Below are 15,743 nucleotides of genomic sequence, written 5' to 3'. Positions count from 1 at the left end.
GGGGCCTTCTGCGCCTGCGTGAACCTACGCGGGGCTCTGGTTGGCCAGGGCCACCGAGAGCTCGGCGGCCACACCCTGCAGGATCGGCACGAAGGACTCGGCCACGGCCTCCGTGACCCGGCCCGCCGGACCGGAGATGGAGATCGCGGCGGCGGTCGGCGAGTTCGGCACCGACACGGCGAGGCAGCGGACTCCTATCTCCTGCTCGTTGTCGTCGACCGCGTAGCCCACCTTGCGGACGTGCTCCAGCGCGTCGAGGAAGCCCTCGGGCGTGGTGATGGTCTTCTCGGTCGCCGCCGGCATCCCGGTGCGGGCCAGCAGGGCCCGTACCTCGTCGGCCGGGGTGTGGGCGAGGAGCGCCTTGCCCACGCCGGTGGAGTGCGGCAGGACCCGGCGGCCGACCTCGGTGAACATGCGCATGGAGTGCTTGGACGGCACCTGGGCGACGTAGACGATCTCGTCGCCGTCGAGGAGGGCCATGTTCGCCGTCTCCCCGGTCTCCTCGACCAGGCGGGCGAGGTAGGGGCGGGCCCAGGTACCCAGCAGGCGCGACGCGGACTCGCCGAGGCGGATCAGACGGGGGCCGAGGGAGTACCGTCGGTTGGGCTGCTGGCGTACGTAGCCGCACGCCACCAGCGTGCGCATCAGGCGGTGGATCGTGGGCAGAGGCAGACCGCTGGCGGCGGAGAGCTCGCTGAGGCCGACCTCGCCCCCGGCATCGGCCATGCGTTCGAGCAGGTCGAAGGCGCGCTCAAGAGACTGGACGCCACCGCTGGCGGCGGGGGTCTTCGAGGAAGCGTCGGTGGTGCTGGCGCTGGACGTCGGCACGGCGCGGTCCTTTCGGTGCTGGCAGGCAAGGGAGCAGCCTACCCGGCGGTCGGCGTCGGCCCCAGTGTTGGGGTCGAGGTCGTCTCCGCCGGTCAGAGAGGGTTTGTCCGGGTGGCGGACGTCCTCGGGAAGTTATCCGCCCGGTTCCCGGTGGTGGTAGCTACATTCTGTATAGCGAAATCTTAATTCCATCCTGTGGAAACATCCAATTGCGGTCCTGGTGTGTCAGTGGTCCGTCCGGACGCTCTTGACTGGGTACCGATCGCCGGGAAGACTCCGTCAACAGAACGTTGAATTTCGCTCTGTGGAAGTAGATGGGGAGGTTCGGTGGCCGACGTGGCTGTGGAACTGGTACTGCGCTCGACGCGCGTCATCACCCCCGAGGGGACGCGCGCCGCCTCGGTGGCCGTCGCCGGCGGGAAGATCGCGGCCGTGCTGGCGTACGAGGCCGAGGTACCGGCCGGAGCCCGGCTGGAGGACTTCGGTGACGACGTCCTGCTCCCCGGCCTGGTCGACACCCACGTCCACGTGAACGACCCGGGCCGCACCGAGTGGGAAGGCTTCTGGACGGCCACCCGCGCCGCGGCGGCCGGCGGCATCACCACGATCCTCGACATGCCGCTGAACTCCCTGCCGCCCACCACGACGACCGACAACCTGCGCGTCAAGCAGGAGGTCGCCCGTGCCAAGGCGCACGTGGACGTCGGCTTCTGGGGCGGCGCGCTGCCGGACAACGTCAAGGACCTGCGCCCGCTGCACGACGCCGGCGTCTACGGCTTCAAGTGCTTCCTGTCGCCCTCGGGCGTGGACGAGTTCCCCGAGCTCGACCAGGAGCAGCTGGCCACCTCCCTCGCCGAGATCACCGGCTTCGGCGGCCTGCTGATCGTGCACGCCGAGGACCCGCACCACCTGGACGCCGCTCCCGTCGTCCCGGGCCCCAAGTACGCCGACTTCCTCGCCTCCCGGCCGCGCGACGCCGAGAACACCGCGATCGGCAACCTGATCGCCCAGGCCAAGCGGCTGAACGCCCGCGTGCACGTCCTGCACCTGTCGTCCTCCGACGCGCTGCCGCTGATCGCCGCCGCCAAGGCCGAGGGCGTCCGCATCACCGTCGAGTCCTGCCCGCACTACCTCACCCTCACGGCCGAGGAAGTGCCGGACGGGGCCAGCGAGTTCAAGTGCTGCCCGCCCATCCGCGAGGCCGCCAACCAGGACCTCCTGTGGGACGCGCTCGCCGACGGCACGATCGACTGCATCGTCTCCGACCACTCGCCTTCCACCGCGGACCTGAAGACCAGCGACTTCTCCACCGCGTGGGGCGGCATCTCCTCCCTCCAGCTGGGCCTGCCCGCCATCTGGACCGAGGCGCGCCGCCGCGGCCGGACCCTGGAGGACGTCGTCCGCTGGATGTCCGCCGCCCCGGCGAACCTCGCGGGCCTCACCCGGAAGGGCGCCATCGAGGCCGGCCGCGACGCCGACTTCGCCGTCCTGGCCCCTGAAGAAACGTTCACTGTGGACCCGGCCGAGCTCCACCACCGCAACCAGGTCACGGCGTACGCGGGCAAGACCCTGCACGGCGTCGTGAAGTCCACCTGGCTGCGCGGCACGCAGATCGCCGACCACGGCACCCCGACCGAGCCCACGGGCCTCCTCCTCGAAAGGCAGAACTGACCAGTGGCGATTGAATCCTTCACCGGCAACGCGAACCCGTACGGAGGCGGCGACCCGTACGCGGACTACCGCACCGCGGACTTCCCGTTCACCCAGTACGCGAACCTCGCCGCCCGTGAGCTGGGCGCCGGTGTCATCGCCGCCAACGACGAGTTCTTCGCCCAGCGCGAGAACCTGCTGATCTCCGAGGCCGCGCACTTCGACCCCGAGGACTTCGGCCACAAGGGCAAGGTCATGGACGGCTGGGAGACCCGCCGCCGCCGTGGCGTCTCCGCCACCCAGCCCTGGCCGACCCCCGAGGACCACGACTGGGCGCTCGTACGCCTGGGCGCCCCCGGCGTCATCCGCGGCATCGTCGTCGACACCGCCCACTTCCGCGGCAACATGCCACAGGCCGTCTCCGTCGAGGCCACCAACTGGGCGGGCGCCCTCGCGCCGACCCCGGAGGAGCTCCAGGGCGACGACGTGAAGTGGACGACCCTCGTCGCCCGCACCCCGGTCGGCGGCCACGCGGCCAACGGCTTCGAGGTGGACGCCCCGCAGCGCTTCACCCACCTGCGCGTCAACCAGCACCCGGACGGCGGCATCGCCCGCCTGCGCGTCTACGGCGAGGTCCTGCCCGACCCGAAGTGGCTCGACGCGCTCGGCTCCTTCGACGTGGCGGCCCTGGAGAACGGCGGCTCCGTCCAGGACGCCTCCAACCGCTTCTACTCCCCGCCGGCCAACACCATCAACCCGGGCCGCTCCCGCAAGATGGACGACGGCTGGGAGACGGCGCGCCGCCGCGACAACGGCAACGACTGGATCCGCTACCAGCTCGTCGCCGAATCCGAGATCCGCGCCGTCGAGATCGACACCGCGTACCTCAAGGGCAACTCGGCCGGCTGGGCCTCCCTGTCGGTGAAGACGGGCGAGGAGGGCGAGTGGACGGAGTTCCTGCCGCGCACCCGCCTGCAGCCCGACACCAACCACCGCTTCGTCCTGGACGCCCCGGCGGTCGGCACGCACGTCCGGATCGACATCTTCCCGGACGGCGGCTTCTCCCGCCTGCGCCTGTACGGCTCCCTGACGGAGGCCGGCGCGGCGGCGCTGACCGCCCGCCACCAGGAGCTGGGCGGCTAGTCACGCAGCACGTGAAGCCCGCCCCGGGGGCCGACACCCCCGGGGCGGGTTTCGCCGTTCCGGCCCCCGTATTCCAGCCCCGCCGGCGTTTGAGGCGCGGGGTCCGGGGCGGAGCCCCGTGCAGCGGACCCGCACCGGCCCGCCGGGGTGTCGCGCCCCCGATCCCCGCCCGCACGCCCGGCGAGGGCACCGCACGCCCGGTGAGGGCTACGCGGCGTGCCCGCCGTCGACGGCGAACTCGGCTCCCGTCACGTACGCCGCCTCCTCACCCGCGAGGAAGGACACGACGGCCGCCACCTCCCGCGGTGCGCCGAACCGCCCGAGCGCCGTCATCGCCGCCTGCGGCCCCGCGTACGGTCCGTCGGCCGGGTTCATGTCCGTGTCCACCGGCCCCGGGTGCACGATGTTCGCGGTGATCCCGCGCCCGCCCAGCTCCCGGGCGAGCGCCTTGGTCAGTCCGGTCAGCGCCGACTTGCTCATGGCGTAGAGCGTCCCGCCCGGCCCCGGCACCCGCTGGGTCATGCAGCTGCCGATGGTGATGATCCGCCCGCCGGACCCGAGGTGCCCGGCCGCGGCCTGCGTCGTGAGGAACACCCCGCGCACGTTGACCGCGAGTACGCGCTCCACGTCGGCCGGGGCCAGCTCCGCCAGCGGCCCGAGCACGCCCACGCCGGCGTTGTTCACCAGCACGTCGAGCCGCCCGAACCGCCGTACGGTCTCCCCGACGGCATTCGCGACCTGGGCTGCGTCCCCCGCATCGGCCCGCAGCGCGACGGCCCGCCGCCCGAGCGCCTCCACCTTCCCGACGACCTCGGCCGCGGCCTCCGCGTCGCTGACGTAGGTGATCGCGACGTCGGCCCCGTCCTCGGCGAGCCGCAGGGCGACGGCCGCCCCGATCCCCCGGCTTCCCCCGGTCACCAGGGCCACGGTGTTGTTGCTGTCCATGCCGTTCCTCCCGCATCAGTTGGTTGCGAGTTCAATCAAATCCTCCCGGGACCCACCCCGCTGGCAGGAATCCGACCTCGCGTTCCGAGTGGGGGAGCGGGGACAGCAGAGCGCCCTGCCAGGAGTGATCTCCCGGCAGGGCGCTCGCGGTCACGGCTGTTCGTCCCGGCTACCCGATCGTCAGGAAGGTGTTCCAGCCGTCCTCGTCACGGCCGATGGGATTGCCGACGGTATTGGTCCCGCCTTGGAAGAGCCATTGGTTTCCGTTGTCCCCGACGGCCCAGATGTCGGGGATGCCGTCACCGTTGGCGTCGGGGGTGCCGAGGATCTTGGGGTAGGTGGCCCTGCCCCAGCCGGTGGTGGCGTAGGTGTAGTCCTCGCCGCCTTCGGAGTTCGCCTTGGACTCCAGGGACGTGAGGTCGACTCCGCCGTTGACTCCCGGCTTGCCCTTGCGCAGGGCCAGGCCGCGGTTGGCGTTGGTGTTGTCCCGGAAGATCAGATCCGGGACCTTGTCCCCGGAGACGTCGCGGACGCCGACGATGTCGCGGCCGGCCCAGCCGGTGGCCATCTTCTTGTAGGAGGCGAAGCTGGATCCGGTATAGCCGGAGAACGCCCAGAAGCCGTCGGCATCCAAGGCGAACATGTCGCCCAGGCCGTCGCCGTCGATGTCCTCGGTGACGACGAGCTGCCGGAAGATGGACGGATCGGGGGCGCTGAGGGGCAGTTGCATCTGCATGCGGCGGCCGACGTCGAACTGGCCGGTGCCGGTGCCGGGGTAGATGTAGAGCTTGCCGTCGGGCATCCGTGCGATCAGGTCCGTAAGTCCGTCGCCGGGGTACCAGTCGGTGGCGTGACCGATGAGCGCGGACTGGCCGGTGGCCGGATCCTTCCAGTAGCCGGGGGCCACTGGCTTGCCGTTGTCGACCGCGCCGGGGATGTAGGCGTCGGTGTCACCGACGCTGTCTCCCGCGTAGGTACGCAGATTGCCGTCCTTGTCGATGGCCAGGAGATCGGGGTGGCCGTCTCCGGTGACATCGCCGGGCGTGTCCTGGCCGGGCCTCGGCCGGACGAGGAAGCCGTAGGCGCTCTGGGTGGAGATGTTGCCGGACTTGCCGACGGTGCGGACGTAGAGGACGTTCGGACCGGAGGTGTCCACCTGGAGCGGAACGGAGACCTCGTCACCACCAGGGTTCGGCACGGCCTTCTGGTCGAAGAGGGGCCGGTTCAGGCTCCACTGGTACTCGCGGATGTCCTCCGCCTTGGCGCCGTTGCCCTTGATGGTGAAGGTCTGCCCGGGTGTGCTGGCAGGCTCCGTGCTCCACTCGTTGAAGTCGTCGCCTTGCGGCGGGAAGGCGGCGGAGGAGACGGCCGGGTTGGGCGGGACGGTGTGGCTGACGGTGAAGGTGCACCAGGCCCCGCTCCCGGATTCGTGCGGCCCGCTGCCCGACCCTGCGCCGTCCTTGTCCGTGGCGCGGGAGAGCCAGTAGTAGGTCTGCCCATCGGTGAAGGTGTTCCAGGGCACCTCGGCGGTGACGACGCCATCGCTGTTGGGTGAAAGCCACTGGTCGAAGACCGTCCCACCGTTGCCCCACACCTCGATCTGGACCTTGTCGAGGTTGCCGTCGCGGTCGGTGCCCTTCACCTGGAAGGTGACGTTGGTCTTGCCGATGCCGGTCCCCGGCCAACCGGTGAGGCACGGGCCGCCGGGGAAGGTCTGCATGTTCGCCGCGATCGGGGTGTCCGGGCGCGAGTTGTAGACGACCTCGATGTACGGAGCGGTCTCGCCGTTGGCGATGAACTTCTTCCAGTAGTACGAGTCCGACTCGTTCGGGGCGGCGAACCCCAGGGACAGCGCCCCCCAGCCGCTGGTGGCGGCTTCGGCGACGAGGCCCTTGATGTCGGGCGCGATCCAGTTGTCGGGGCACGAGCTGTTGTAGCCGTATCCCGCGTACTCCGAGGCGACCACTCTGCCCCAGTGGGCCGCGTTGTCGGTGTTCCTCCAGGTACTCGACGACGTGATGTAGGGGGTCGAGAAGACGAGCATCTGCTTGCTGTCACAGGACCACGAATAGGTCTGCAGTGCCCGGACGCTGGCCGAGACGATTTCGGAGCCGTGGAGCTGACTGCCGAAGTCGAAGTTGAAAATGGAACGAGAGGTGCCACCACTTGTGGACTCGTATCCGACGCGGGCTTCGTTCGTGCCGCTCGCGTTGTAATTCTGTCCGTTGTAGAAGCTTGAATTCTCTGCCGTCTTGTAAAGAAGGGTCCAGGCGTGCTTGTGCCCCTTGAAAGAGGGGTCGATGAAGACCGGATAGACCGTTTCCGGAGCATTGAGCAGCGCATTGTCCGGGGTGAGGGACAGCGCGTTGTCGGCAAGCGCCGCCGCGACGGGCTTCAGGCGCGCGCCCTCCGCGCCGGCCAGGCCGGACAGGGCCAGCGTCGGGTGCTGCTTGGCGACGGCGGTTGGCTTCCACGCCGGCTTGTTGTCAGTGGTGGCGACCTTGCCGCTGGAGTCCCACATCATCGGGGTCGGTGAGCCCGCGACCTCCTCGCCCTTGGCGTCACGGGCACTCAGCGCGTCCGACTCGTCATCCAGGTGGAACGTCATGTCGGGGCTGGCCAGACGGTACTTGAGCTGCCCCAGCAGCGGATCGGCCGCAGCCTGCTTGTCCTTGACGACGAGCAGGTGCGAGTAGCCGCCGTCCTGAGCGGTCATCACCAGGTCGATCCCGGGGCGGACGTTCTCGTACAGGGCGCGAGGGCCGTCGATGACGGGCGCGGGCAGGACACCGGGCCAGCTGACGGTCATGTCGTGGCCATCGGTGTTCAACCGGACCAGCTCCGTCCACACTTCACCGGGCGCGTCCCGCTGCAGCGCCACCCGGTTCACGCCACGCGCAGCACGCCCGTCGCCGCCCGCCTGCTCCTTCGAACCCCCGCCGAAGAAGACTCGGCCGTTGACCGCCTTGGCCGCGTAACCGCCCTCCACCCGCTCCAGGTTGGTGTCGATCGGCTTCCACTGCCCGTCCACGTTGGCCCGGAAGGCCGCACTGTGGATCTGCTTGCGGAACGACCCGTCAGGCCGCGCCCATGTCGTGGTGTTGGCGCTGCGCGCGGCCGTGACCTCGACCTCTTTGCCGCTCTCCTCCGCCATCCGTCGAGCCTGCGGCTCGGCGACCGGAGCATCCTCGCCGGGCCGGCTGTGCGACTTCCCGTCGCCGACCACGTGCACACCGACCGGCACCGCGACAGCAGCGGCGAGCAGCACGGCCAGACCCCCCAGGGCGCGGCGGCGCCTGAACCACCTGCGCGCGGGTACGGGGGCTTCTGCCGATCCAGCCCCTGTTAGCGGACTTTGGCCCGCGGAATCACTGACAGACACGACGTACTTCTCCCCCCTCGGGCGCCCGACTTCGCAGCCCTCGGCACTCACCAAATGATTTCGGTCATTGGCCTGAAAAACCTCAACGGCCGGCCCCGCCCGGCCGTTGAGGCGCAGGGCGTGCGAGCTGAGCATGAACCATCCCGCCGACTTCTTCATCCTTGGAATTCACCGCAGGGCGTGCCGTTAGTAGCCGATTTGCGCCGATTACCCCAAGGTATACACCTGGCAAAGTGACAAAGCCCACACCGATTATCGGAACTGTGGCTTTTCTGGTCCACTGGCCACAGAATCAGTGGCTAATTGTCAGTTTCCTGCCAGCCGTGTGCCATTGCCGTGGCGGCAGATCGTGGGGGGTCCGCATGTCGCCGTTCTCGGCGAATTTCCGCCTGCCCGGAAACAGAAAGGCGCGCGCAGTACGCGCGCGCCTTGCCGGGCGCACCGGCATCACACTCTCCGTGGTGCTGGTCGCAACTCTTCTACCCGCCCAGGCCTGGGCGGCACCACCGGGCGACCGCAGCGGCGTCGGGCTGCCGGGGCTCCAGAAAGACGTCAAGGTCAAGCCCGACGAGGCCGCCATGGACGCGCTCGGTCGATGGGTCGGTGATCCGCCCAAACCGCTCGAGGACTACACGCCGACCGCCGTGGCGCCGCCCGCGGAAGCCTCGGCCACCATCCCGCTGGCGCCTGTCCCCACTGCCGACTTCGTCCAGGTCGGCTCGCTCCCCGTCAGCATCGGCAAGGTTCCCGGGACGGGTGCCGCGCCGACGGGCACCTGGTCGGCGGCCGTCGAAGGCCGCACAAAGACCGAAGCCGCCGGCGTGGACGGCGCGATCATCAAGATCACGCCGCCCGTCGACGCCGTGAACCCGGTCGACGTCGCTCTGGACTACTCGAAGTTCCAGGACCTGTACGGCACCGAGTGGTCCTCACGCCTGAAGCTGCGGCAGTACCCCGCGTGCTTCCTCGATCATCCCGAACTGCCCGAATGCTCGGTCTCCGTAGACGTCCCGAGCTCGAACGACGCCGGCGGCAAGAAGGTCATCGCGACCCTCGACCCGGCTGCGACCCCCGTCCAGGGCATGCAGACCATGAGCGTTGGCGGCGCCGCCGGCGCCATGGCGGTCGTCGCCTCCGACGGAGCGGCGGGTGCGGGTGGCTCGTACAAGGCCACCTCCCTCTCGCCCTCGGGCAAATGGACCGCAGGCGGCAGCGGGGGCGGTTTCTCCTGGACCTACCCGCTGACGGTGCCCCGGGCGCCGGCGGGCCCCACCCCGTCCATCGCGTTCTCGTACTCCTCGCAGGCGGTGGACGGCAGGACGTCCGTGACGAACGGTCAGGCGTCCTGGGTCGGTGACGGCTGGGACTACAACCCGGGCTTCGTCGAACGCCGTTACCGCTCCTGCTCCGACGACCTGAAGGCTTCGTCGAGCGGCAAGCCGAACAACGACAACTCCGCGGACAAGAAGAAGGGCGACCTGTGCTGGGCCGGCGACAACGTCGTGCTGTCCCTCAACGGGTCGACGACCGAGCTCGTCCACGACGCCGCGAGCGGTGCCTGGGTCCCCGCCACGGACGACGGCTCCAAGGTCGAGCTCAAGACCGGCAGCGGCAACGGCGCGAAGGACGGCGAATACTGGGTCGTCACCACGCGTGACGGCATGCGCTACCACTACGGGCGCCACAGCGTCGGCACCCACGGGGACGGCTCGTCACCCATGACCGTGACCGACTCCGTCTTCACCGTCCCGGTCTTCGGCAACCACCCTGGCGAGCCCTGCTATCAGGCGGCCTACGCGAATTCCTCCTGCACCCAGGCATGGCGCTGGAACCTCGACTACGTCGAGGACATCCACGGCAACGCCATGATCATCGACTGGGCGAAGGAAGAGAACCGCTACGCCAAGAACGAGAAGGTCAACGAGAAGGACCGCGCCAAGGTCGGATACATCCGCGGCGGATACCCGACCCGCATCCTCTACGGACTCCGCGCCGACAACCTCGCCGGTGCCCCTGCGGGCCGAGTCGAGTTCGGTGTGGCGCAGCGGTGCTTCGAGGAGAGGAACGTCTCCTGCGCCGAGTCCTTGTTCGGTTCCAAGAATGGAATCGGATGGTATGACACCCCCGCCTCGCTGAACTGCAAGATGGACGCGGCGGCGTGCGAATCCTTCTCTCCCACGTTCTGGTCGCGCATGCGCCTGGACCGTGTCACCACCTATGGCCAGCGGACCGAGGGATCCACGGCGCTCACCAAGGTCGACCAGTGGGCCCTCAAGCAGTCGCTCCCCAAGCACCGCACGGACACGAGCCCTCCACTGTGGCTGGAGTCCATCACCCGGACCGCCTACGGCGCCAAGAACGACACCATCGGTGTCTCGCTGCCTCCGGTCTCCTTCAAGGCCAACGTAGTGGACATGCCCAACCGTGTCCTGAAGGCGGACACCAACGGGAAGCCCGACGCCGCACCGGACTTCGACAGGCTCCGGGTGGGGACCATCCTCACCGAGACCGGTGGCGAGATCGAGGTCAGGTACTCGGCCCCGTGCGCGAAGGGGACGACCGTCCCCGACCTGGCGAAGAACACCACGCGCTGTTTCCCCGTTCACTGGTCCGCGGACACGGGACTGGACCCGGACAAGGTCCCGCCGATCGAGCTGTTCAACAAGTACGTCGTGGACAGCGTGATCGAGAAGGACCGGGTGGCACAGCGCCCCGACCTCAAGACCAGCTACACGTACGAGGACGCCGCCTGGGCCAAGGAGGACGACGAGTTCAGCAAGCCCGATCGGCGTACCTACAGTCAGTGGCGCGGCTACGCCAGCGTCCTTACCACGACGGGTGCGACCGAGAACGCGGGCAAGGCCACCGCGACCGAGCAGGGCCAGACCCGCACCAGGTACTTCCGCGGCCTGTCCACCGACACCGCCAAGGTCACCGTCAAGGATTCCTCGGGAACGGAAGACCTGGGCGAGGACCTGCGCCAGTACCAGGGGCAGGTCGCCGAGACCATCACCTACAGCAAGGCCGGCGGCAGCGTCGAGAGCCGCGAGCTGACCTGGCCTCGGAGCATGGAGACGGCGAGGCGCAAGAGGACCGATACCAGCGACCTGGTTGCGTACCAGACGGGAACAGCCCGGACCGATGACATCGAGTCCATCGGTGGCGGCAAGTTCCGTATGCAGCGAACCCTCAACACTTATGAGGGGAAGGAGGCGTACGGTCTCCTCAAGATGACGCAAGCGGATGTCCTGGAAAACAAGGGCACCGGGTGGACCACCGTCAAGCAGTCCTGCACCAAGCCCAAGTACGTCCACAACCCCGCAAGCAACCTGATCGGTCTCAAGTCCGAAGTCATCGAGACGACAGGTGACTGCGCCGGCGGTGGTGTCGAGGCCGGCACGCGTCTCAGTGCCGCCCGCATCTCCTACGACGCGGTGAACGCTTTTGGCGCAGCGCCCACCAAGGGCCGCCCGTACCAGGTCGACAGCACTGACGCGGCAGGCACCGGCTGGACGACGTCCGGCCGCACCGAGTACGACGCGCTCGGCCGCGCGGTCAAGACCTACGACGCCGCGGGCAACCCGTCGAGCGTGGCCTTCAGCCCCGCGACGGGACCGGCGTTCTCCACCACGGCGACAAACGCCCTCGGGCACACCGTGACCACCAAGGTGGACCCGGGCCGCGGCAGCGTCCTTGAATCGACCGACGCGAACGGCCGCAAGGTCACCACCGTGTACGACGAGCTCGGCCGGAGCACCGAGGTCCGGACGCCTTCGCAGAAGCCCACCGACCCGGCGGCCTACACCTTCGAGTACCAGATCGCGGAACTCAAGACGCCGGCCGTCATCTCCCGCGCCCTCAAGGACAACGGTACCTACAGCACTTCCATCGCGATCTACGACGGACTGCTGCGTCCCCGCCAGAGCCAGACCGAGGGCCCGGGCGGCGCACGCCTGATCACGGACACTCTGCACAGTGCGAACGGAACCGTCAGCCAGACCAACAGCGGCTACCTTGCCGAAGGCAAGGTGAGCACGGAGCTCTACGTCCCCAAGTCAGTTACCGAGGTGCCCAGCTCCGCCCAGACCGCCTACGACGGCCTCGGCCGTGCCGTGCGCGTCACCAGACTGGAGAAGGGCGAAGCCCGGCAGTCCGCCATCACGCAGTACGGCGGCGAGTGGACCCTGACGCGCAGCGCCCTGTCGCCCACCGGGTCTGCCCCGCTGCCCGGCAGCCGCGCCGTCAAGACGTGGACCGACGCCCTGGGCCGCACCTCCGAGATCGAGCACTACACCGCCACCGACCTCAGCACTTCGACCAAGACCGGCTACACCTACGACATTCGCGGCAAGCTCGCCAAGGTCACCGACACGGCCGGCAACAACTGGACCTACACCCAGGACGCCCGGGGACGGATGACCTCGTCCGACGACCCCGACACGGGCCGGTCGACGTTCACCTACAACAACCTCGACCAGCAGGTCTCGACGACCAACGTCTACAACGTCACCCAGTACACCTCCTACGACGTACTCGGACGTAAGACCGCGGTGCGCGACGACTCCGAAACCGCCGACCCCATCGCCACCTGGACCTACGACACCCTCCCGGGCGGCAAGGGCCAGCCTGTCGCCTCCACCCGCAAGTGGGGCGCCGGCTCGTACAAGACCGAGGTCACCGGCTACGACAGCGAGTACCGGCCGACCGGATCGCGGATCACCATCCCAGACGTTCCTGCCACGAAGGGTCTGGCCGGCAGCTACGCCTACAGCACCACGTACACCCCCACGGGCAAGGTCCAGTCGACGACCCTCCCGGCCACGATCGGCGGCCTCGCCGCCGAGAAGTTGATCACCCGCTACAACGCCGACGGCATGGTGCAGACCATGTCGGGCCTGTCCTGGTACACCGCGGAAACGGTCTACAGCCCCTACGGCGAGATCCTGCGTACCGCCTCCGGCAGCGCACCAAACCGTGTATGGACCACGAACACCTACGACCCCCACACCGGACGGGTCGCCTCGGCGACCAGCCACAAGGAGACGCGCGACCCCGCGTCCGGCTCGAACCTCCTCTCATCTCTCAGCTACACGTACGACTCGGTCGGTAACCCGACCGCCATCAAGGACACCTACCCCGGCACCACCGCGCAGTCACCGGCCCTCGTCGACCGTCAGTGCTACAGCTACGACGCCATGGGCCAGCTCGTACGCGCCTGGACGGGCAAGACGGAAGGCTGCCCCACCAGTCCCACGGGCCCGGACCGCACGGAGGTGGGATCGGGTACGCCGAGTGATGCCTACTGGCAGGACTACCAATTCGACGCCATAGGCAACCGCACCAAGCTCACCGATCGCGACCCCGCCAACAGCGCCCTCGACGATGAGGCGACGTACACCTACGGCGTCGAGATCACGGGCGGCGCCCTGCCGAACCCGAAGAAGCAGCCCCACGCCCTGACCAAGGTCAACAAGACCACCAGGACGCCCGGCTCCACGGTCGACTCCCTGTCCACCTACACCTACAGCGCGGCGGGAAGCACCAAGACCCGCACCATCGACGGTGACACCCAGACCCTGAACTGGGACCGCCGCAGCAAGCTCCTCTCGGCGACCAGCCCCGGCATCGGTTCCGTCGCGGTCACGGGCCTCTCCGGCAAGTGCCTCGACGTCCAGGACGGCAACACCGCCGACGGCACTCCCGTCCAGCTGCTGTCCTGCAACGAGACCAAGCCCCAGCAGTGGCGCATCACCGGCGACACCGTCCAGGCCCTCGGCAAGTGCCTCACCGCCGAAAACGGCAAGGCCGTCCTGAAGGCCTGCACGCCGGGCGCGCAGAGCCAGAAGTTCACCTACCGCGAGACGGACAAGGCCCTCGTCACCGGCACCAACCAGTGCCTCACCGTCCCCAACGACAATGACGCCGATGGCAACGACCTGCACACTCTCACGTGCGCCAGTCCTGCCCCGACGGCGGCCCAGCAGTGGAGCTTCGGCAACCTCACCAGCTACCTCTACGACGCGTCCGGTAACCGGGTCATCCAGGAAACCGGAAGCGCCCGCACCCTCTATCTCGGTGAAACCGAGATCACCGTCGACAAGGCCGGCAAGGCCATGGACGCCGTCCGCTACTACAGCGGCCCCGGCGCCCCGACCACGGTCCGCCGCACCAACGGCAAGACCACCGGCCACACCCTGTCGCACCTGCTCACCGACCACCACAACACCGCGACCATCAGCGTCGACCAGAAGGCCGGCCAGCCGGTCACCCGGCGCAAGTCCGACCCCTACGGCAACCCCCGCGGAAGCCAACCCTCCAGCTGGCCGGGCAGCCGCACCTTCCTCGGCACCGGCAACGACGACAACACCACGGGCCTGACCCACATCGGCGCCCGTGAATACGAAGCCAGCACCGGCCGCTTCATCACCGTCGACCCGGTCATCGACATCACCGATCCGCTCCAGATGAACGGGTACACGTACGCCAATGGCAACCCGATCACCAATCTGGACCCGGACGGCCTGAAGTACTTCGAGGGTGACAGCGACGGCGGCTTCCAGGCCGAGGCCAGCAAGGTGGTGGAGGTCGCGCAGAGGCGCATCACGCAGCGTGCGGCTCGGGAATCCAACTATCGCCTCTGCTCACGCGATTCCGAATGTCGGGGGAGCAGTGGCAGGGGTGGTGTGACCACGCTGACGGCGAAGAAGAAGCCCTCGACCTGGACCAACATCTGGACGGGTCTGGGCCGGGGCTACGCCGGCCTAGTGGACATGACCACGCCGATGCAGAACCCCTATGTTGCGGATTTTTACGGTTATTCCAGGCGCAACCAGTTTAATCTGCTGCTCAAGTACCTCGGTGTTGAATCCGACGAAAACGCCACTGAGTCCATACTCGCAGAGGTTTTTGCTCCCATGCCGCCGGTGGCAGCGGGGCCCTCGGCCGCGCGAGCGGCGGGGCGAGCGGTGGGGCCGGCGATGACGCGAAGGGCGGCAGGATTCCTTGCGAGGCTGTTCGCCAAGAGCTGTACCAGAAACAGCTTTGTGGCGGGCACGAAGGTGCAACTCGCAGACGGAACCAGCAAGCCGATCGAGCAGCTAGCCACCGGCGACGAGGTGCGAGCTACCAACCCTGAAACCGGCGAAACGGGGGCAAGGCCTGTCACTGCCACCATCTTCACCGAGGACGACAAGAAGTATATTGACCTCAGTATCCAGACCAGCGATGGTGTCAAGACCATCACTACAACGGGCCATCACCCGTTCTGGTCTGAATCCGACCATGTCTGGAAGAACGCCGGAGACCTCAAGCCGGGCGAGAACCTCCGTACCGACGATGGCGAATCCGTTGCTGTAAGCGCGATCCGCACATACGAGACGTTCAACGAGACATACAACCTCACTGTCGCCGACCTTCACACGTACTATGTGCTCGCCGGCACAACGCCGGTGCTGGTGCACAACGACAACAATGTTCCTCGGTGGGCTGCAGACGAGGTTGCCAGGATTCAGGCCGGGCAGGGGATCCCACGCACGGAAAGCGTCACGGATCCTACTCAAAGGATTTATCGAGGGGAAGAATCGTCGAGGCACCTGGCCAAGTGGGGTCCTCACGAGCAGTCGGGTTTCCCGGGCTCGCCCGAATGGGAGGTTCGCGGGAAGGGTAATACGTACAGGATCGTCGGTCCGAACCGCTTTGGGGAGTATGGCTACACGGACCCGGTAGTCAAGTACGCGAAGATCACCGTTGTCACTCCCTGTTGATTCGACGTGTTCTCGGTGGAAGGCGGGTGACC

General features: G+C 68.2%; 6 protein-coding genes. 3 read left to right on the top strand and 3 right to left on the bottom strand.

Translation table 11 applies throughout. The features are described 5' to 3' along the window. Nucleotides 1–24: 24 nt before the first annotated feature. Complete coding sequence (locus tag ACZ4YL_RS02035; protein ID WP_468113284.1) at nt 25–828, bottom strand: IclR family transcriptional regulator; 804 nt, start codon at nt 826–828, stop codon at nt 25–27. A gap of 336 nt (nt 829–1,164) precedes the next feature. Here ACZ4YL_RS02035 and allB point away from each other — a divergent pair, with 336 nt between their 5' ends. Both allB and alc read left to right on the top strand, forming a co-directional pair. After that, a complete protein-coding gene (allB, locus tag ACZ4YL_RS02030) occupies nt 1,165–2,499 on the top strand; it encodes an allantoinase AllB (protein ID WP_468113474.1) in 1,335 nt (444 codons plus the stop codon). A gap of 3 nt (nt 2,500–2,502) precedes the next feature. Then, nucleotides 2,503–3,621 carry an allantoicase gene (alc, locus tag ACZ4YL_RS02025; protein ID WP_468113283.1) on the top strand — a complete coding sequence of 373 codons (1,119 nt, stop codon included), beginning with the start codon at nt 2,503–2,505 and terminating at the stop codon, nt 3,619–3,621. A gap of 207 nt (nt 3,622–3,828) precedes the next feature. Here alc and ACZ4YL_RS02020 read toward each other — a convergent pair whose 3' ends face one another. Then, a complete protein-coding gene (locus tag ACZ4YL_RS02020; RefSeq protein ID WP_468113282.1) occupies nt 3,829–4,566 on the bottom strand; it encodes a 3-oxoacyl-ACP reductase family protein in 738 nt (245 codons plus the stop codon). 169 nt (nt 4,567–4,735) lie between these two features. Further along, nucleotides 4,736–7,834 carry a DNRLRE domain-containing protein gene (locus tag ACZ4YL_RS02015; RefSeq protein WP_468113281.1) on the bottom strand — a complete coding sequence of 1,033 codons (3,099 nt, stop codon included), beginning with the start codon at nt 7,832–7,834 and terminating at the stop codon, nt 4,736–4,738. 575 nt (nt 7,835–8,409) lie between these two features. Between ACZ4YL_RS02015 and ACZ4YL_RS02010 the strand changes: the two genes are divergently transcribed. Next, a complete protein-coding gene (locus ACZ4YL_RS02010; protein ID WP_468113280.1) occupies nt 8,410–15,711 on the top strand; it encodes a polymorphic toxin-type HINT domain-containing protein in 7,302 nt (2,433 codons plus the stop codon). Nucleotides 15,712–15,743 lie beyond the last annotated feature (32 nt).

This window comes from Streptomyces sp. NPDC030021 (genome assembly GCF_055574035.1).
This window is presented reverse-complemented; position numbering and strand designations above follow the sequence as displayed.

Bases quoted from the DNA above. Each gene is read 5' to 3' on its own strand.
- ACZ4YL_RS02020 (WP_468113282.1), bottom strand. From the start codon at position 4,566: ATGGACAGCAACAACACCGTGGCCCTGGTGACCGGGGGAAGCCGGGGG.